The sequence below is a fragment of the Ruegeria sp. BF12 genome (assembly GCF_056538705.1).
This window is the reverse complement of the sequence record NZ_JBQFTP010000013.1, coordinates 37,421-53,844: the sequence shown is the minus strand read 5'-3', so window position 1 is coordinate 53,844 and position 16,424 is coordinate 37,421. Positions and strand designations below refer to the sequence as shown.

Annotated in this window: 21 protein-coding genes; 10 read left to right on the top strand and 11 right to left on the bottom strand. The window is 58.4% G+C overall.

Annotation, left to right across the window (positions count from 1 at the left end):
• Positions 1-10: 10 nt before the first annotated feature.
• From ACR0J0_RS18300 to ACR0J0_RS18265, 8 genes are all read right to left on the bottom strand, one after another.
• Positions 11-394: a hypothetical protein gene (locus tag ACR0J0_RS18300; protein WP_480665463.1), complete on the bottom strand. Its 384-nt coding sequence runs from the start codon at positions 392-394 to the stop codon at positions 11-13.
• Complete coding sequence (locus tag ACR0J0_RS18295; RefSeq protein ID WP_480665462.1) at positions 394-1,479, bottom strand: EscU/YscU/HrcU family type III secretion system export apparatus switch protein; 1,086 nt, start codon at positions 1,477-1,479, stop codon at positions 394-396. The genes ACR0J0_RS18300 and ACR0J0_RS18295 overlap by 1 nt, the downstream gene beginning before the upstream one ends.
• Positions 1,476-2,249, bottom strand: a complete 774-nt coding sequence (locus tag ACR0J0_RS18290; protein ID WP_480665461.1) for a flagellar biosynthetic protein FliR — start codon at positions 2,247-2,249, stop codon at positions 1,476-1,478. Before ACR0J0_RS18290 ends, ACR0J0_RS18295 begins: the two co-directional genes overlap by 4 nt.
• Positions 2,246-4,333, bottom strand: a complete 2,088-nt coding sequence (flhA, locus tag ACR0J0_RS18285) for a flagellar biosynthesis protein FlhA (RefSeq protein ID WP_480665460.1) — start codon at positions 4,331-4,333, stop codon at positions 2,246-2,248. Before flhA ends, ACR0J0_RS18290 begins: the two co-directional genes overlap by 4 nt.
• Positions 4,334-4,342: 9 nt before the next feature.
• Entirely contained in the window at positions 4,343-5,029 is a 687-nt protein-coding gene (locus tag ACR0J0_RS18280; RefSeq protein ID WP_480665459.1) for a transglycosylase SLT domain-containing protein, read from the bottom strand.
• A gap of 73 nt (positions 5,030-5,102) precedes the next feature.
• Positions 5,103-5,531 (bottom strand): Lrp/AsnC family transcriptional regulator, encoded by a 429-nt coding sequence (locus ACR0J0_RS18275; RefSeq protein ID WP_480665458.1) that lies wholly within the window; start codon positions 5,529-5,531, stop codon positions 5,103-5,105.
• A gap of 34 nt (positions 5,532-5,565) precedes the next feature.
• Positions 5,566-6,798, bottom strand: a complete 1,233-nt coding sequence (locus ACR0J0_RS18270; protein ID WP_480665457.1) for an MFS transporter — start codon at positions 6,796-6,798, stop codon at positions 5,566-5,568.
• A 3-nt stretch (positions 6,799-6,801) separates the two neighbouring features.
• Positions 6,802-7,065 (bottom strand): metal-sensing transcriptional repressor, encoded by a 264-nt coding sequence (locus ACR0J0_RS18265; protein WP_480665456.1) that lies wholly within the window; start codon positions 7,063-7,065, stop codon positions 6,802-6,804.
• Positions 7,066-7,199: 134 nt separating this feature from the next.
• Between ACR0J0_RS18265 and ACR0J0_RS18260 the strand changes: the two genes are divergently transcribed.
• From ACR0J0_RS18260 to ACR0J0_RS18230, 7 genes are all read left to right on the top strand, one after another.
• The gene (locus ACR0J0_RS18260; RefSeq protein ID WP_480665455.1) at positions 7,200-7,814 is read left to right on the top strand and encodes a ribonuclease D; all 615 of its coding nucleotides are present in this window, start codon (positions 7,200-7,202) and stop codon (positions 7,812-7,814) included.
• Complete coding sequence (locus ACR0J0_RS18255; protein ID WP_480665454.1) at positions 7,811-8,773, top strand: KpsF/GutQ family sugar-phosphate isomerase; 963 nt, start codon at positions 7,811-7,813, stop codon at positions 8,771-8,773. Before ACR0J0_RS18260 ends, ACR0J0_RS18255 begins: the two co-directional genes overlap by 4 nt.
• 15 nt (positions 8,774-8,788) lie before the next feature.
• The gene (locus ACR0J0_RS18250; RefSeq protein WP_480665453.1) at positions 8,789-9,388 is read left to right on the top strand and encodes an LPS export ABC transporter periplasmic protein LptC; all 600 of its coding nucleotides are present in this window, start codon (positions 8,789-8,791) and stop codon (positions 9,386-9,388) included.
• 3 nt (positions 9,389-9,391) lie between these two features.
• Entirely contained in the window at positions 9,392-9,883 is a 492-nt protein-coding gene (locus tag ACR0J0_RS18245; RefSeq protein ID WP_480665452.1) for an LptA/OstA family protein, read from the top strand.
• Positions 9,883-10,641, top strand: coding sequence for an LPS export ABC transporter ATP-binding protein (gene lptB / locus ACR0J0_RS18240; RefSeq protein ID WP_480665451.1), 759 nt, complete (start codon positions 9,883-9,885; stop codon positions 10,639-10,641). Before ACR0J0_RS18245 ends, lptB begins: the two co-directional genes overlap by 1 nt.
• Positions 10,642-10,894: 253 nt before the next feature.
• Positions 10,895-11,458, top strand: coding sequence for a ribosome hibernation-promoting factor, HPF/YfiA family (hpf, locus tag ACR0J0_RS18235; RefSeq protein ID WP_058273067.1), 564 nt, complete (start codon positions 10,895-10,897; stop codon positions 11,456-11,458).
• Positions 11,459-11,518: 60 nt separating this feature from the next.
• Positions 11,519-11,983 (top strand): PTS sugar transporter subunit IIA, encoded by a 465-nt coding sequence (locus ACR0J0_RS18230; protein ID WP_480665450.1) that lies wholly within the window; start codon positions 11,519-11,521, stop codon positions 11,981-11,983.
• A gap of 61 nt (positions 11,984-12,044) precedes the next feature.
• Here ACR0J0_RS18230 and dalA read toward each other — a convergent pair whose 3' ends face one another.
• Complete coding sequence (gene dalA / locus ACR0J0_RS18225) at positions 12,045-12,560, bottom strand: divisome-associated lipoprotein DalA (protein ID WP_480665449.1); 516 nt, start codon at positions 12,558-12,560, stop codon at positions 12,045-12,047.
• 169 nt (positions 12,561-12,729) lie between these two features.
• Between dalA and ACR0J0_RS18220 the strand changes: the two genes are divergently transcribed.
• A complete protein-coding gene (locus tag ACR0J0_RS18220) occupies positions 12,730-13,329 on the top strand; it encodes a L,D-transpeptidase (RefSeq protein WP_480665448.1) in 600 nt (199 codons plus the stop codon).
• A gap of 139 nt (positions 13,330-13,468) precedes the next feature.
• A complete protein-coding gene (locus ACR0J0_RS18215; RefSeq protein ID WP_170379961.1) occupies positions 13,469-13,651 on the top strand; it encodes a hypothetical protein in 183 nt (60 codons plus the stop codon).
• Positions 13,652-13,726: 75 nt separating this feature from the next.
• On the opposite strand, the gene hemH is transcribed toward ACR0J0_RS18215, so the two are convergent.
• Entirely contained in the window at positions 13,727-14,776 is a 1,050-nt protein-coding gene (gene hemH, locus ACR0J0_RS18210; RefSeq protein ID WP_480665447.1) for a ferrochelatase, read from the bottom strand.
• Between the two features lie 56 nt (positions 14,777-14,832).
• Positions 14,833-15,663 carry a methyltransferase domain-containing protein gene (locus tag ACR0J0_RS18205; RefSeq protein WP_480665446.1) on the bottom strand — a complete coding sequence of 277 codons (831 nt, stop codon included), beginning with the start codon at positions 15,661-15,663 and terminating at the stop codon, positions 14,833-14,835.
• A gap of 16 nt (positions 15,664-15,679) precedes the next feature.
• Between ACR0J0_RS18205 and ACR0J0_RS18200 the strand changes: the two genes are divergently transcribed.
• Positions 15,680-16,408, top strand: a complete 729-nt coding sequence (locus ACR0J0_RS18200; RefSeq protein WP_480665445.1) for a ComF family protein — start codon at positions 15,680-15,682, stop codon at positions 16,406-16,408.
• Positions 16,409-16,424: the final 16 nt, after the last annotated feature.

The window sequence follows — 16,424 nt, the reverse complement described above, 5'->3', positions numbered from 1 at the left end:
CCGGTCTTGTTTAGAGTTTTGAACTGCAACCATGCGAAGCCCGACGTGCCGATGAACTTTTTTCAGCCAGCTTAGCCACGGCCTGCTTGCGCCCGAATGCGATGCGCAAACTTTCCAGGGCCGCCAGTTTTTGCGCCCGAAGGCCGGAGAGTTGGATGTTCAACCGCCGACGGGTCGCGGATTCCCAACCGTTCCAGAGCACGTCCGTACCAGTGACCTGATACCCTTCTGCCAGTTCAATCTCTTGCCTGGACTGTTGTACCTGGGCGTCGAGCCGGGCCAACTGGTGTTGAACGCGCGCCTCGGCCTCCAGAACAGGGCGCAGGGATTGGTACTCCCGCTGAAACACGGCGTCGGTTACCTTTTCCAGATCCGTCAACTGTTTGCGTTTCATTAAATTTGCTCCTTTGCCCGTTTGCGCATCGCCTCTGCGAACCGGATCGCCGCTGCCACGGGGCGGTAATGCTCTTCTGAAATCTCCTGACCGATCTCCACGGTTGCATGCAGCGCGCGCGCCGTCGGCGGGTCCGAGTGGATCGGAACACCCGCCTGTCCTGCCGCCTCACGAATTGCCGCGGCGACTTCATCCACCCCCTTGGCGACGCAGACCGGCGCAGATCCGGCTGTTCTGGACCACTTCAAGGCGACGGAAAAATGGGTTGGGTTAACTATGACCACGTCAGCCTGTGGCACATCCGCCATCATCTGATTGGTCGCAATTTCCTGAGCACGCTGGCGGCGCTGCTGTTTCATATGCGGGTCGCCCTCGGCATCTTTGGTCTCATCCTGAATTTCTTTGCGCGACATGCGGTTCTTGCGCATGTGTTCGGCGTATTGCCAAAGGTAATCGACTACGCCGATGGCCAGCGCGACTGCTATGACGATGAACAAAAAGCGAAACAGAAGGTTCATCATCAGCATGACCGAAGACCGCGCCGGTGCGGCGCTGGCGGAGAGTAGTTCGTTGAGGTTGGCGCGCAGGAACAGGGCCAGACAGGTGCAGTAAATCACCAGTTTTGCGAAACTTTTGGCAAACTCGAACAGGCCGCTGCGACCAAACTTGTTCTTTGCGTTGGATGGGATCGAAATACGCGACAGTTTGGGTTTCAGTTTACTGGGGGCAAAGACTAACGCGCGCTGCGCAATAAGGCTGAGAAGAACGGCCGCGGCGGGCAAAGCAAACAAGATGGATGCGGATATTAAGGCCGACCGGAGCATCCCGCCCACAAGGCCGGACGCCGGGCCTGTGGAAAGCAATTGGGCGAACTCATCCGATTGGTCGATGAAAACGACAAACATGGACCCCATGCGCTGCACTGCGAATTGACCTGCAGCCAGTAACGCGATCAGCAGGCCGACATAAGCTGCGACAACGGAAAGGTCGTTTGACTTGGCGACCTCGCCTTTATCGCGCGCTTTCTGAAGCTTTTGCGGCGTCGGTTCAAACGACTTGTCACTATCATCGTCCTGCCCGCTCATCTGGTGGCCTCAAGCGGGTTCAGGAAGAAAGCAAACAATGCGTCGGACCACACCGACAGGATCAAGGGCGCGCCTGCAAACAGCAAAAACAGACCGGCAAAGGCGATCGCCGGAGCGCCGACAAATGCGACCATCAACTGCGGCATCGCCCGGTTGATGACCCCTAGTGCGAGGTTGTAGATCAATGACGCAATGACGAAGGGCATGGCTAGACTGAATGCCAGACTGAAACTGCGTGCGATTTGCTGCACGCCCCATTGTGACAAATCCGGTGCCAGCGGGGCAACACCCATGGGAAACAAAGCGTAACTGTGGATCAGGAACTGGGCGACGCGGATGTGCAAGCCCAGCAAAACGGCCAGAGCAAGACCTGCAAAGGTCAACAAATATCCCATCGCCGGGACCGGGTCGGTCGCTGCGCCGCCGAGGATTTGCGACAGGGACGTTGACTGCGCTGCAATGGATCCCGCCGTTTGCAGTGCCAGCACGAACAGGCGCAGACCCACGCCAAGTGCGATTCCGATCAGAACCTCGGTTCCGATTATTTGAACCAAGGCCAGCAATGCGGGATCAGAATTGGGGGCTTGCACGGCGGGTGTGATCACGAAGGTAAACGCGACAGCGATTCCAAGTTTCACCCGGGTTGGAATGCTGCGTTCCCCGAATGCGGGCAAAAGGGAAGCCATGGCTGACACGCGCAGGAAAACAGCGAAAACATGCCACAAACCTTCCCCAAGCTGCGGTAGCAAGGCGGGGGGCAGACCGATCATGCGGACACCGTTCCAACCAGCGCCGGGCGGGCCTCGAGCCCGATTTCCTCGAAGGACAGAACAGGGTTCGACACACCGCGCGCCTGCATGATCGTGCGCAACAGCCGGCGCCGGCGCGTCGACGTCACCACCGCCGGGAATAGCCCGTGATCAGCGGATTGCGTTACCGAGTCGACCACACCATCCGCCAGTTTGTTGAACAGGTTCGGTGGCAGCGCGACATCCAGACCGGTACCAGGTGCGTCGATTTGATACGAGGCAAAGGTGTCCTCCCACTCGGGCGCAAGCTGGATCAGGGGGATGGACCCATCGCTGCGTTTCATATCTGCGACAAGCTGGAAGCCCAGTTTTTGCCGGACCAGTTCGCAAATCCCCTCGGGCTGGGTGGTGGTCAGGCGCGCTTCGGCCACGCTTTCCAGGATCAGGGCCATGTTGCGGATCGAGACCTTTTCCTCAAGCAACAGGCGCAGCACGGAATGCAGAGTGTCAATCGGCACCTTGTCGGGGATCAATTCGTCCAGCAGTTTGCGGTTGGCTTCGGCCCGAGTCGGATCGCTGAGCCGCGTCATCTCGGACAGCAAACGGCGCAGGGATTTCAGCGTCAGAAGCCGCGCAAAGTTCTGCTTTATGATCTCCAGCAGATGTGTTGCCAGAATTTCCGGCGGAGACACAATCGTTGCCCCGCTCAGCGCCGCGGCTTCCTGATCCTTTGGCAGAATCCAACGGGCGGGCGCACCATAGACGGGTTCGGTCACGTCATTGCCGTCGGGCAGCATGTCATGGCCGTCCTGCACCAGCGCAAGAACCAGATCGGGGTTCAGCACACCGCGCGCCTGTTCGACGCCCTGTACCTTGATCACATAGGTTCCCAGCGGCAGTTCCGCGCGGTCGGTCAGGCGTATGTCCGGCAGGATGAGACCAAAGCTTGAGGCCACATAGGTCCGCATGTTGGCAATCCGCGCATCTAGTCCGGTGCCGGGGTTGAGGACCATGCTGACCAGGTCCGGGGCGAATTCCAGATGAACATCATCCAGATCCAGAATGTCTCCGATCGCCTGGGAAACAGGGGCTTCGACTTCAGATGTTGAGGTCTGGTCCGCGTCGGCCTCGGCCTTTTGTTTCCTTTGAACAGCGTAAGCCGCATAACCCAGAACACCCGCACCCAGGATAAAGGGCAAAAACGGCAGGCCGGGCACCAGTGCAAACAGCACCATCAATACCGCGACCGTTCCCAGCGCGGCGGGATGCCGTCCCAGTTGCGAAAAGATCGCGTTGTCCGTCGCGCCCTGCGTCCCGCCTCGCGCCAGCAAAAGAGCAGAGGCAATCGAGATGATCACGGCCGGAATCTGTGACACCAACCCGTCGCCGACGGTCAGGATTGCGTAGGTTTCAAATGCCGATGTGATCGGCATGCCATGTACGACCACGCCCATGATCAGACCCATAACAAGGTTCAGAAGCGTGATCAGGAGCCCTGCAATCGCGTCGCCCTTGACGAATTTCGAAGCGCCGTCGAGCGAGCCGAAGAACGTCGTTTCCTGCTGTTCACGCTCGCGCCGTTCCTTGGCCTGCTGGTGGTCGATAGCCCCGGCGGACATGTCGCTGTCGATGGCCAGCTGTTTGCCGGGCATACCGTCCAGCGCAAAACGGGCACCGACCTCGGCCATGCGGGCGGCCCCTTTGGTGATGACCATGAAGTTCACGATCAACAGAACGCCAAACACGACCAGCCCCAGAAAAATGCTGCCGCCCATGACGAAATTCGCGAAACCTTCGATCACGTCGCCTGCGGCGTTGGGGCCAGTGTGCCCCTGACCGATGATCAACTTGGTCGACGATACGTTCAGCGAGAGTCTCAGCATCAGCGAGGCCAGCAGAATTGTTGGGAAAGACGAGAAATCCAGAGGCCGCTCGATAAACAGCGTCAGTGTGAAGATCAGGATGGCGAGCGCAAACGAGGCCGACAAGCCGACATCCAGCACCCAAGCGGGCATGGGCAGGATCATCATCACTATGACCGTCATCAGTGCCAGCGCCAGCAGCACGGTCGGAGAGAACAGGGAACGGGCGTCGATCTTGGGCACGCGGGGCTCCTAGTTGAACGAGATAAAGGCGGTGGAGGCGCCGGTCACCGGCACCAGAGAACCCATCGCGCCGTTGTTGGCGGGCATTTGCAGCGGGATCAGCGGGCCTGCGGCTCCAGTGAAAGGATCGCGCGAAGCCAATGCGGTCGGGGCTTTGTGATCCAGCTGTGCCAAAATGGATTTAAACCGCTCCATATAGGCGTTTGCCAGAGTAGGCGTGCGTGAGTGATACGCCCCGGCGGCGGCGGGCCATGACCCCAGTTCCGAATAGAGTTCTTTCAGGAACCGCGCCGCGTAGGTGGCGTTCTCGTTAGGGTCGAACATTGCATCAATCGACCGAAACGCCTTGCCGTGCCAGCGGTAATTGATCTGGAAACAGCCGACATCAAAGCTGCGCTTACCTGCTTTGAAGATGTTGAACACATAGGACTTCGCTTCGAATTCAGAGGTGAACCAAGTGCCCTTCCCCTCAACATTGATGGTCCAGGGCCAGGGCTGCAAGGCACCGTCCACCGTGCGGCCTGTCTCAACACGGGTTATCGCACGCATGACGTCCAGCGGCACACCTTCGGACCGGGCCGCGCGCTGGGCGGCGTGGTCGCACACGCTGGCTATTCGTGCATCGGACATCGCGAAACCCTGTTGCGCAATCAACAACGCCGTCAGGGTCAGTCCTAAGATCGTTCGATGGGGCATTCTGCCGGTCCGGGATTCTGATCAGTCCGTGCCAAGCTAGCCGCGCCAAGGTTTACAGAGGGTTATTGACGGCTCAGTTTCGGTCGATCCGGCGACCGAAGACGACGCTGGTATTGGTGCGCAAAACGCCGGGTATTTTGGCCAGATCGTCGACCAGAATATCCAGATCCTCGATCCTCGGGGCCTCAGCGGACAAGAGCAGGTCAAACTCGCCATTGATGGACAGACAAAGCTTGACCTCCGGGTAGGCCTCCAGCCGCTTGATGATGCGTGTCGTCTCTTTCTGCTGAACTTCCAGTAGCACAACGACCTGAACGCGCGGGGCATCTTCGGGGGCATTCAAAACCACCGAATATCCGGCTATCACGCCGCGTTCTTCCATCCGCTGAATGCGTTCATGCACGGTGGTTCGGGCCACGCCCAGCTTTGCCGCGATCTTGGTCGTGGACTCGCGGGCGTTATGTTGCAGGGCCGAGATGATGCGGCGGTCGAGCTGATCCATGAGGTCAAGGTGTAGTGCAAAGCGCTCGGGAAGCTCAAGGTTTGTCAGTGTGTTCCCCGGACACAAGCTTCCGGTCGGTGCGGGGCCAGATGAACAACGCGGTGCCCAGTCCGAGAATTGCCGCGCAGGTCATCCAGAGCAAAGCTTGTTCCGCGCCTTGCGAGGTCATGAGCCAACCGGCCAGCGGGTACAGAACCAGCCAGCAGGCATGGGACAGGGTGAATTGGGCTGCAAAAACCGCCGGGCGATCTTCGGGGTTGGCCGAGCGTGTCAGCAGGCGGCCAGAGGGTGTCAGGGTCGCCGAATACCCAAAGCCCACGCCGGCCCATAGAACGGTTAAGCCCAACAGGTTCATGGGGACCAAGGCGAACAGGCTGCCCGCAACGGCCATCATAAATGTCCCGAACGTTGCGCCGGCGAGCATAACGCTGCGGTCCTCGAAACTGTTCAGAAGTGAGGGCAGCACGAAGGCCGCCAGCATGGATCCGCTGCCGTACCCTGCCAGGACGACGGCCACCGCACTTTCTGAAAGTCCAAGATCGGCACGCACGATGACAACTGTATTGACGATAACCATCGCGCTGAGTGCCGCAGCGGTCCACGTCAGCGCCAGCAAGCCACGCAACCGCATCGTACCCAGGTAAATGCGAATTCCGCGTGTCGTACGGTCATAAATCCCCCGGCGTTTCGCTGGTTTGGGTGAGGGCAGAGCGACCGATACAACTAGGATGGCAGAGGCAATGAACCCCAGGCTTGTTCCCCAGAACAGGCTGTCAAAGCTAACGAGCAACAAAAGCGCTGCAGCCAGGGCCGGGCTGAGTAGACTTTCGAGATCATAAGCCAACCGGGATAGCGACAGCGCTTTGGTATAGTCCTGTTCGTCCGTCAGAACGTCCGGGATCGTTGCCTGAAAGGCTGGCGTGAAACCGGCAGAGGCCGATTGCAGAACAAAGATCAGCACATAGATCTGCCAGATTTCGTTTACGAATGGCAGGCACATGGCAACCGCCGCCCGCACGAGGTCCAGCACGACCAGCATTTTGCGCCGGTCCCACCGCTCGGCAAAGGCCGCCGCCAGCGGGGCGATGATCACATAAGCCACCATCTTGATGGTCAGGGCCGTTCCCAAAACCATCCCCGCCGCGTCACCGGCCAGATCAAACGCCAGCAGCCCCATAGCAACCGTCGCCAGGCCGGTTCCTGCAAGGGCGACAACCTGTGCTGCCAGTAAATGGCGGTAGACGCGGTTTTTCAGGACGCTCAGCATTGGTTACAGGTACTTTGTGATGGCTTTGAAATCGTCCACGTCTGGCTCATTGTTGTCGTCCGCTGGCGACAGGCAGTGATCGATATGGTCATGTATCAAGACCCGTTTGGCGTTGGAGATCGCCTTTTCGACCGCAAACAACTGTTGGGCTATATCGGTACAGGGGGCCTGATCCTCCAGCATGGCGATGACCTTGGCCAGATGCCCGTTTGCCCTTTTGAGGCGCGCTGTGATCTGCGGATGGGAAGCGTGTTTGTGTTGCGTCATGCAATATCCCTATCCTCCCCATGGGGATATAGTCAATGCGGCCTGCGCCGACCCGCTGCAATCGCATTGATGCCGTTGAGTTTGCGGACCAAACCCCCTATCTCGGGGGCGATACCGGACAAAGGACAAGCCCCGTGGCGAACCACCTCTATAAAAACGACCTGCCGGACGGGTTGGATCTGGGCCCTGTTGTGGCCATTGACTGTGAAACCATGGGTTTGAACCCGCATCGGGATCGCCTGTGTGTGATCCAGATGTCGGGTGGCGACGGCGACAGCCATATCGTTCAGGTGGAAAAGGGGCAGGTGCAGGCTCCAAACCTGTGCGCCATGTTGGAAAACCCGGACGTATTGAAACTGTTCCACTTTGGTCGGTTCGATATCGCTGCGATGTATCACGCGTTTGGGGCATTGGCCGCCCCGGTATACTGCACCAAGATCGCCAGTCGATTGGTGCGCACCTATACCGACCGGCACGGTTTGAAGAACTTGTGCCAGGAGCTGATTGGCGTCGATATCTCGAAACAGCAACAGATGAGCGACTGGGGGGCTGAGTCCCTGACCGACGCCCAACTGGAATACGCCGCCTCGGACGTGCTGTACCTGCACCAGCTTCGAGACGCTCTGGACAGGCGTCTTGCCCGTGAAGGCCGCACCGAGATGGCGCAAGCCTGTTTTGACTTCCTGCCGATGCGTGCGAAACTGGATCTCGCCGGTTGGCCCGAAACGGATATCTTTGCGCACTCATGACCGATACCGAAGCATTCCTGAGAACCGCCCGACAGGTTGTCACCGATGAAGCCCGCGCGCTGGACGTTCTGGCGGAAAGTTTGGACGAACACTTTGCCGAGGCCGTTCAGCTGATCCTGCAGGCTCCGGGCCGCATCATCATCAGTGGCATCGGCAAGTCTGGCCATATCGGCCACAAAATCGCTGCCACTTTGGCCAGTACCGGAACGCCCGCGTATTTTGTGCACCCGGCCGAGGCCAGCCATGGCGATCTGGGCATGGTGTCGAAGGGTGATGTGGTTCTGGCCATTTCCAATTCGGGCGAAGCGCCGGAACTGGCTAATCTTCTGGCGTTTACGCGCCGGTTCGGCATTCCGCTGATCGGGCTTTCCAGCAAGCCGGAAAGCACATTGATGAAGCAGGCGGATGTTCACCTGCTGATCCCGTCGATGGGCGAGGCCTGCGGTTTTGGCATGGTACCGTCGATTTCGACCACCTTAACGCTGGCTATGGGCGATGCGCTGGCTATCGCGCTGATGAAGTACCGCGATTTCCAACCCGAGGACTTCCGCGCCTTCCACCCCGGAGGCAAGCTGGGCGCGCAGCTTTCCACGGTGCGTGACCTGATGCACTCCGATCTACCGCTGGTGCCCAATGGAACCCCGATGAGCGAGGCGTTGCTGGTGATGAGCCAGAAAAGCTTTGGCGTTGTTGGCGTAACCGATGACTCCGGCCGTCTGGTGGGGATCGTGACGGACGGTGACTTGCGCCGGAATATGGATGGGCTTCTGGACAAGACCGCCAAAGAGGTCATGACCACGAACCCGCTGACCATTGCCCCGAACGCAATGGCGGAGGAGGCCGTGGCGATTATGAACGACCGAAAGATCACCTCGCTGTTCGTGGTCGATCCCGAGACGCGGGGCCCGGCCGAAGGGCTGTTGCACATCCACGACTGCCTGCGCGTTGGGCTGGGCTAGGCGGAGGACGGACCGGTGGACGGACATTCACGCATGGTGCAATTCCTTAAGGTGGTGCTGCCGCTGGTGGCCATTGGAATGCTGTCGACCGTCTTCCTGCTGTCACGCAGCATCGAAACCAACGTGAGCGTTCCCTTCACGCAACAGGACATTGATAAGCGCTTGGCGGACCAGGTGGTCACGCAACCCGACTATCGCGGCACCACTCGAAAGGGAGAGGACGTTCAGATCGAAGCCACCAGGGCCACCCAGGGGACCGAGGGCGAAGCGCCAACCGCCGCCGAATTCCGCGGCCGTCTGGGCCTTTTGAGCGGCGGTGTAATTACGCTGGATTCCAACTCAGGATTGATCCGTCCGGACAAGAATACGGCTACCTTTGTAGGTGATGTGGTTATAACAACAACGGACGGTATCGTCGTTACGACCGATCTGTTGAACACTGCGCTGGACGAAATTCGCGGCGACACGCCCGGTCAGGTCGACGGAACCGGTATTATCGGTGATTTCACCGCTGGAAGAATGACATTTGGAACGGAAAAAAAAGACGGCCCGGTCCATATTATTTTTACAGACGGTGTGAAGTTGGTGTATGAGCCAAAAAAAGCAGAAAGATAACCTGTGTTCTATTTTCGTTTAGCCCTTGCAAGCTGTGCTCTGGTAACCGGCGCGTTCTCTGTATCCGCACAGGAAACACAGATCGCCTTTGGATCCGCGAATGCTGATCCCAGCCTGCCGGTCGAGGTGACATCGGAAAAGCTGAACGTAAATCAGGAAGATGGCTCGGCCGAGTTTTTGGGCAACGTGATCGTGATTCAGGGTGAAATGCGTCTGACCGCAGAACGCGTGCTTGTCATCTACAACGAAGAACGTTCGGGCATCGAGCGGATGGAAGCGACCGAGGATGTCGTCCTGGTCAGCCCACCGGATGCAGCCGAAGGTGATTGGGCGGAATACACCATCGACTCGGGCGAGATCGTCATGAAGGGCAACGTTCTGCTGTTGCAGGGGCCAAGCACGATCAGCGGCGACCAGATGAACGCCAACCTGACCACGGGCAAGGCGACGATGACGGGCAACGTGAAGACGATCCTGCAGCAGGGGGCCAACTGATGGCCCAACCAAATCTGACCGTGGCTGAAGGTGCCTCCGGCCTGAAAATCGAAAAACTCCGCAAGTCCTATCGCAAAAAGACGGTGATCCGCGACGTGTCCATGACGCTGGGCCGGTCCGAAGTCGTTGCGCTGCTGGGGCCGAACGGGTCGGGCAAGACCACGACCTTCTACTCGGTCGCGGGTTTGGTGTTCCCCGAGGCCGGCACTGTTACGATTGACGGGCAGACGGTCACGACATTGCCGATGTATCGCCGGGCGCGTTTGGGGATTGGCTACCTGCCTCAGGAGATGTCGATTTTCCGCGGTATGAGCGTCGAGGATAACATTGCCGCCGTTCTGGATATCACCGTCAAACATGCCCACCGCCGCAAAGAGCGACTGGAAGAGCTGCTGTCCGATTTCTCGATCGAGCACCTGCGCCGCGCACCGGCGTTGGCTTTGTCGGGTGGTGAACGCCGTCGAGTCGAAATCGCGCGCTGTCTGGCCGCTGATCCGAAATATTTGCTGCTGGATGAACCTTTTGCAGGGGTCGACCCGATCAGCGTTGGTGATATCCGCCATCTGGTTGCGGATCTGAAAAAGCGCGGAATCGGTGTTCTGATCACGGACCACAACGTCCGGGAAACGCTGGAAATTGTCGATCGCGCCTATATCCTTCACGACGGTCAGGTCCTGATGTCCGGAACGCCCGACGAGGTGGTCGAAAACGAAAACGTGCGTCGCGTCTATCTGGGCGAAAATTTCCGTATTTCATAGGTTTGCGCAGATTTGCGCCGAGTGCATGGCGGAAATCACGTATATACACGCCTGTTTTGATTGACTCTTCCGCCGTCTCTTGCCTCAATTGGCACATGGCATTTCCTCGGTTCCCGACTGGATCACGACGCCCCTTCCTGGAAGGGGAACCGGTGCGGCTACCGCAGGTAATGCCGATATCCCCCACCCGATAAAAACAAGTGCGTCGTGTAACGTGACGTCAGAAATGGGTGTGAATTGTGAAGGAGATCACATGCGTTACCAAATCAGCGGAAAACAGATCGACATCGGTGCGGCCTTGCAGACTCACGTGCAGACCGAACTGGGCGAGGTCGTGGGCAAATATGCCCAACGTCCTACGGATGCCAACGTCGTCTTTTCCCGTTCAGCGCATGAATATGTATGCGAAACAACAGTGCATCTTTCCACTGGCCTGACGGCTCAGGCCAAGGCACACGCAACCGAAATTTACGCGGCGTTTGAGGGATGCTGCGATAAGATGGAAACACAACTGCGCCGGTATAAACGCCGCCTGAAAGACCATCACAAGGATCGGTCTGAGCCTGTTGAACTCTTCGGGGCGTCGTCTTATATCCTCGCTTCTGACGAATCGGAAACGGCTGACGAACCGGACACACTGCAGCCCATGATTGTGGCTGAGATGGAAACCAAGATCCCATCGCTGAGTGTTGGCGAAGCCGTAATGCAGATGGAACTTGCCGGCGCCCCGGTGCTGGTGTTCCGGAATGAGAACAAGGACGGATTGAATGTCGTGTACCGTCGGGAAGACGGGAATATTGGCTGGATCGATCCGTAACAGGCAAGAGTAGCAAGGCGCGCCCCTGCTTTGGCGGGGGCATCGCCGTGGAGCGTGATCATGGAGCTTTCGAGCATTCTAAAGCCCGAAGCAGTACGTGTGTTGTCCGCCGCTTCCAGTAAGAAGCGGTTGTTTCAGGAGATCGGCGACGTTGCGGCCGGTACCCTGGGTATGGACGCGCAGGCAATCGTCGATTGTTTGTTGGAACGTGAAAGCCTGGGACCAACCGGCGTTGGGCATGGCGTGGCATTGCCGCACGCCCGGCTTACTGATCTGGAGGCTGTCGCCGGTGTGTTTGTCATGCTGGAGAAGCCGATTGATTTCGGATCGGTAGACCGGCAGCCCGTTGATATCGCGTTTGCGCTTTTCGCTCCGGAAGAGGCGGGCGTGGATCACCTCAAAGCCCTTGCGTTGGTTTCCCGGACGCTGCGCGACACATCCGTGTGCACAAAGCTGCGGGCCAATCCCGATCCGGTCAAGCTCTATGCAATTCTGACCGAGGCGCAGTCCATGCAGGCTGCCTGAAGTATCGAACACAAAAAAGCCCCCGAATTTCGGGGGCTTTTTTGTTTGATATGGGCTGTGGTTAACCGCCTGTGCCCATTTCCAATGTCCACCAGATTTTGCCACCGTTTTCCTGATGCCACGCGAACCCCATCTGGGTCGCTCTGGGATCCATAATCACCGCGCGCGGACCGGGCTCCTGCATCCAGGCGGCCAGTGTTTCGGTTTCGGTCTCGTAGGTTTCCGAAATCGCTTCGCCCAGGAACGATCCGTAGTAGCCGACGCGTTGTGCGCGGTCCAATGGCGACGATCCGTCTGAACCGAAATGCCAGGGGCGGTTTTGCCGGGCCATGTCTTTGGAATGTGTGGCCGCAGCGGCGTTCAGTTGAGAATTGAGTTGAACCGCTTGCAGACCCTGCGCCTGGCGCAGCGCATTCACGGAGTCCAGCATGCGGAATTGGAGTTTTTCCGGGTTGCCTCGGATTTTATAGACCGTCGGCAAAGGGCGGCCGTCCGAGCCGTATGTTGGGGTGCTGCTTGGGGTACATGCAGCCAGCGCAACAAAGCAAAGGAGCAGTAAAGAAAAGATACGCGTCATGATCGACCTGATTATTGTGTCGACATACGGCATAGCGCGCCATGCGGGCTTGGGCAAACCTGCAATGGCTGATTCTTGCGTGAATCTGCCGGTTTGATTTGCGATTGACGCATTCTGGCAATAAAATGCGTGAAAATTTCAAGTCAGCTTTAGCAAAGGACCGCTCGTGATGGTCAAGAAAACCATTCCCTCGTCAAGCCGCCGCGGATTTCTGGCCGGTGCCTCGGCTTTGTTGGCCTCGCCGGCGATCGCACAATATATCCCCGGAGATCCGCTGCGTCCCGCGCCCGAACCCGAACCACAAGTCCGCCGCAATGTGTCGGGTTTCAGAGCGCTCGACTGGCAGCCTTATTTTTCGAACACAAGAAATGGGGCCATTCTGGTCGATACGGTGTCGCGGGCGCTGCATTATTGGTCTGACGACCAATCGGTTTACAAACTCTATCCTTCTTCAGTTCCACTGACCGAAGAACTGACTCGTCGCGGACGCACCAGCGTCATTCGCAAGGTCGAAGGCCCAAGCTGGTCGCCGACGCCGTCAATGAAGAAAAGAAATCCTGAATGGCCGGACTATATTCCGCCGGGTCCGGATAACCCGTTGGGAACACACGCTTTGTACCTCAGCTGGAAGTATTATCGCATTCACGGAACGCACGATACGCGCAAAATCGGGCGCCGTTCGTCAAACGGCTGTATTGGTCTGTTTAACGAGGACATTGCCGAACTGTTCTCAATGGCGAAGGTCGGCACGCAAGTGTTGCTAATTTGACGACATTTCCGCGCACGAACCCGCTTGCGGTTTAAGTTCCAATTGCATTCCAGCCGGATAGCTGATTAGAAAAAACCACGAGGTAAGTCTTGAGTGTGCGGTTTCGCTATATGGAATCGTGCAAATTCTGGAGGTTAATATGAAGAAACTCGTTCTCGCCGCTGCACTGACTGCTGCTGCTTCGACCGCATATGCTGGCAACCTGGAAGAGCCGGTTGTTGAAGCACCGGTTGTTGTTGAGGAAACTCAGGGTACGTCGCAGGGCATCATCCTGCCGCTGATCCTGCTGGTCGTCGTTGCCGCAGCTGTTGCAGCAAGCTAATTTGACGAGCACAATCTAGAGAAAAGGCGGTGGATCGCTCCACCGCCTTTTTTCACGTCCGGATGATCGGGCCGGTCAATCCAGCCAGCCGCGCAGATTGTCCTGAATCACTTTGCCCAACGCTGCGATGTGCGAATCATCGTCATTGAGGCAGGGGATATAGGTGAAGCTTTCACCGCCCGCTTCCTCAAAGCTCTCCTTGATCTCTTCGTTGATCTCTTCCAGCGTTTCGATGCAATCGGCGGAAAATGCCGGTGCGATGACGGCTATGTTTTTCTTTCCCTGCCGCGCCAGATCGGCCACGTGATCAACCGTATAGGGTTTCAGCCATTCCTCGGGCCCGAATCGCGATTGGAAGGTCGAGACAAGCTGCTCGTCTGACCACCCCAGCCGTTCTTTCAACAGCCGGGACGTCTTCGCACATTGGCAGTGATAGGGGTCGCCCTGCTGCAAGTACCGCTCGGGCATGCCGTGATAGGAGCACACCAGAATGTCCGGTTTGGTCTCCATCGCTGCATAGGCTTTTTCAACAGATTCTGCCAAAGCGTCGATATAGGCGGGTTCGTCGAAATAAGCAGGAACAGTGCGGGCGGCCGGTTGCCAAGCTTCCTCCATCAGCGCCCGGAAGAACTGATCGTTTGCCGTGGCAGTCGTGGCGCCCGCATATTGTGGGTAGAGCGGGAAGAAAAGAATGCGGTCGCAGCCTGCAGCAACCATCTCGCGCACTTTGGATTTGGTGGACGGGTTGCCGTAGCGCATGCAAAAATCGACGATCACCTGATCGCCATAGCGTTCCTGCACTGCGTCCCGCAGCTTGGCCGTCTGATCCTTTGTAATCGTCATCAGCGGGCTCTCGCCCTTGTCATGGTTCCAGATCGACTTGTAGGCCTCGCCCGAGCTGAATGGGCGTTTGGTCAGGATGATCCCCTGCAGAATCGGCTGCCATTTCCACTTGGGATAGTCGATCACCCGCTGATCCGACAGGAACTCGTTCAGGTAGCGGCGCATCGGCCAGTAGCTGTAGTCATCCGGTGTGCCGAGATTGGCCAGCAAAATGCCGACGCGACCCATTTTGACCTTGGGGTGATCGGCGGGGGCATGTTCGGGGCGAGTGGCGTCAAACATTTGATGCTTCCTGAGATTTCTCTGTTCCGGCTGAGATAACCGGAATCGTCCAATCGTCAATTGGACAGTTTGCCTTCATTTGTCCCAAGCGCGTCTGCAAGGCGCGCCTGAGCTGATCCGGGGCGCAACGGTTTTTGCTGGCTGTCGTCGGGCGACCAGCCCGTCAGGCATATCAGTTCAAAAGTGGCTGCCAGACGCCCCTGAGGTGTTGTGAAATGGTCGGCGTATACTTGCTGTGCCCGGGCAAAGATCTGCCGTCGGGTCGGCTGTTTGATACGCCCGGACAAGCTGTTGGTTTCACCCATCGCACGCAGATCGTGCATCAGGTGGGTCAGATCGCGATATTCCGCCGTAAGGCGCGCGGAGTCCGCTACCGGCAGGGCCAAGCCCGCCCTTTGCAGCAATCCTCCCAGATCACGCAGCTCGGCCATGGGGGCGATGCGGGGGCTAAGGCCTCCGGACACCTCGATCTCGGCCTGCCCGAGGGCTGCGCGCAGCTCGTGCAGGGTTTCACCGCCTAGACATACCGCCAGCAGCAAGCCATCGGGTCGCAGGGCGCGGTGGCACTGGATCAGCTGCCCCACCGGATCGTTGGCCCAATGCAACCCCATGGCGTGGATCACCAGATCATGCGCGCCCGGGGTCAGGGCCAGCACGTCATCATCCGCAACGACTTCGGCACCCGGCAGAAAATCACGCCAGATAGGGGCAAACGGCGTCACGATCGCCGGAGCCGTAAAGGTTTTGTTAACCATGGAGAGCCGATCCTCCACCTCGTCCACAGCAGCGCGGTGCAGGAACAGCGCATCGTCCTGCGCGCGGGCGCGGTGCCGGGCAAGTGTCGGGCGATCAAACAATGAGGGTGCTTTGGACTCAGGCAGTTTCATAGGGCGCAATTATCGCATGTGGCAGCGAATTCAAACCGCTGTCGCGCTGATCTACCCCCCGCGTTGTCTGGGATGTGGGGATCTGACCGAAGCAGATTTTGGCCTCTGCGGGTTCTGTTGGCGCGATACACCTTTCATCGGTGGGGTCGTCTGCGAAAGTTGCGGCGTGCCGCTGCCGGGGTCTTCGGATGGGCATCGGATCGAGTGTGACGATTGCATGGCCGCGCCGCGCCCGTGGCGGGATGGTCGTTCGGCCCTTTTGTACGACCGCAAGGCGCGGTCGTTGATTCTGGCGCTGAAACACGGTGACAGGCCGGAACTGGCGCGTCCTGCCGCCCGCTGGATGGCCCGGGCCGGGCGAGAGTTGTTCCGGGAAGGTATGCTGTTCGCGCCGGTGCCTCTGCATTGGTCCCGGCTGCTTAAGCGCCGCTACAACCAATCTGCCTTGCTGGCGCAGCATCTGGGGAAAGAGGTTGGGCTTGAGGTATGTCCGGACCTTCTGCTTCGCCGTGTTCGGACACCTGTTTTGGACGGCAAGACAGCGGCTGAGCGGGCAGAGACTCTTGGGAATGCCATTACAGCCCACCCAAAGCGGGTACATCGGATGCAGGGGCGCGATGTTCTTCTGGTCGACGACGTGATGACCTCTGGCGCAACCTTGGCCGCCTGTGCGCGTGTCTGTCTTGCATCCGGGGCAAATCATATTTTCGTGTTGACCCTAGCGCGCGTTGCCAAGGATGCCTAATTCGCCCAAGGTTATG

Bases quoted from the DNA above. Each gene is read 5' to 3' on its own strand.
- ACR0J0_RS18300 (WP_480665463.1), bottom strand. From the start codon at position 394: ATGAAACGCAAACAGTTGACGGATCTGGAAAAGGTAACCGACGCCGTG.
- ACR0J0_RS18295 (WP_480665462.1), bottom strand. From the start codon at position 1,479: ATGAGCGGGCAGGACGATGATAGTGACAAGTCGTTTGAACCGACGCCG.
- ACR0J0_RS18290 (WP_480665461.1), bottom strand. From the start codon at position 2,249: ATGATCGGTCTGCCCCCCGCCTTGCTACCGCAGCTTGGGGAAGGTTTG.
- ACR0J0_RS18280 (WP_480665459.1), bottom strand. From the start codon at position 5,029: ATGCCCCATCGAACGATCTTAGGACTGACCCTGACGGCGTTGTTGATT.
- ACR0J0_RS18275 (WP_480665458.1), bottom strand. From the start codon at position 5,531: ATGGATCAGCTCGACCGCCGCATCATCTCGGCCCTGCAACATAACGCC.
- ACR0J0_RS18270 (WP_480665457.1), bottom strand. From the start codon at position 6,798: ATGCTGAGCGTCCTGAAAAACCGCGTCTACCGCCATTTACTGGCAGCA.
- ACR0J0_RS18265 (WP_480665456.1), bottom strand. From the start codon at position 7,065: ATGACGCAACACAAACACGCTTCCCATCCGCAGATCACAGCGCGCCTC.
- ACR0J0_RS18255 (WP_480665454.1), top strand. From the start codon at position 7,811: ATGACCGATACCGAAGCATTCCTGAGAACCGCCCGACAGGTTGTCACC.
- lptB (WP_480665451.1), top strand. From the start codon at position 9,883: ATGGCCCAACCAAATCTGACCGTGGCTGAAGGTGCCTCCGGCCTGAAA.
- hpf (WP_058273067.1), top strand. From the start codon at position 10,895: ATGCGTTACCAAATCAGCGGAAAACAGATCGACATCGGTGCGGCCTTG.
- ACR0J0_RS18230 (WP_480665450.1), top strand. From the start codon at position 11,519: ATGGAGCTTTCGAGCATTCTAAAGCCCGAAGCAGTACGTGTGTTGTCC.
- dalA (WP_480665449.1), bottom strand. From the start codon at position 12,560: ATGACGCGTATCTTTTCTTTACTGCTCCTTTGCTTTGTTGCGCTGGCT.
- ACR0J0_RS18220 (WP_480665448.1), top strand. From the start codon at position 12,730: ATGGTCAAGAAAACCATTCCCTCGTCAAGCCGCCGCGGATTTCTGGCC.
- ACR0J0_RS18215 (WP_170379961.1), top strand. From the start codon at position 13,469: ATGAAGAAACTCGTTCTCGCCGCTGCACTGACTGCTGCTGCTTCGACC.
- hemH (WP_480665447.1), bottom strand. From the start codon at position 14,776: ATGTTTGACGCCACTCGCCCCGAACATGCCCCCGCCGATCACCCCAAG.
- ACR0J0_RS18205 (WP_480665446.1), bottom strand. From the start codon at position 15,663: ATGAAACTGCCTGAGTCCAAAGCACCCTCATTGTTTGATCGCCCGACA.
- ACR0J0_RS18200 (WP_480665445.1), top strand. From the start codon at position 15,680: ATGTGGCAGCGAATTCAAACCGCTGTCGCGCTGATCTACCCCCCGCGT.